This window comes from Phocaeicola sp. RTP21198st1_B8_RTP21198_201120 (genome assembly GCF_040929485.1).
Classification (GTDB): Bacteria; Bacteroidota; Bacteroidia; order Bacteroidales; family Bacteroidaceae; genus Phocaeicola; species Phocaeicola dorei.
Genome location: NZ_JBCOCI010000478.1, coordinates 273 through 1,138, shown reverse-complemented (window position 1 = coordinate 1,138; position 866 = coordinate 273). Strand labels below are relative to the sequence as shown.

At 41.0% G+C, this 866-nt stretch carries 1 protein-coding gene; it reads right to left on the bottom strand.

Features of this window, described 5'->3' with window-relative positions; translation table 11 throughout:
* Window positions 1-866 (bottom strand): heparinase II/III family protein (locus AB5935_RS27430; protein ID WP_368328032.1); only part of this gene is annotated, 866 nt, incomplete at both ends.

The following is an 866-nucleotide window of genomic DNA, read 5'->3' as shown; positions in this document are numbered from 1 at the left end:
ATTCGGGATTCGCATACCAACATCGTCCTCCATCTTTGATAATATCCTCTCCTTTATGAAAGACTATGAATGAATTGGCATCGGCATGAGAATGATTCCAGGTATATCCGGACTTGACGGCTAACATTGTGGCATCTTTCTCCCAAGAGTTGCGCATGGTTGCCCAACCGAAGTCTTTGAATAATTGTGATTTCTTTAGTTTAGGAACCTTGGGTGCTTTACTCAAATCGGGAGTATAGAGAAATCCTATCGGGCGGTCGATAAAATATCCATCACGGTGTTGCCCTTGCTCTATCTGATTCATATACCAAAGCATATCATCATTTTGAATCCCCATTGCATATAATAACATCAGACTACTTTCGGCAGCCGTGTTTTTATGACTGTCCCCGAAGTTTATATTATAAAGCATACCTGTACGTGGATAACAGATATGTACAAAAAAATCTGATAACTTCTCCAGTTGGGGTATCTCTATTGCTTTATCTTCCTTGTGAGTATTCATCCAAGCTAAGCGGAATAATAAAGCCTCTTGAATCCCGTAGTTTGCATAGTTCAGACATTCATACATTCCACCGGTCTCATCAAAGGTCTTTGGCTTTTGATGAAGCACATCTCCTGCAAACTCAAACCATTCGGGAAGGACTTCGTTGATAATCTTTACAGCATCTCTTGCTTCTTCCAATTCATTCTGTAAGCTTAGTGCAAGTAGACCACCCATACACGTACAAGAAGTCCACCAGTTGTGCCCCATTGAGTTTAGTGAATGAATACGTGTTGGCTCCAAGATCCAGTCACCTAATAGCGGGTCCATTGCCAGACGTTTTAATCCGTGAGCTATTTTTCTTCTTTCAGATTGAGAAAGT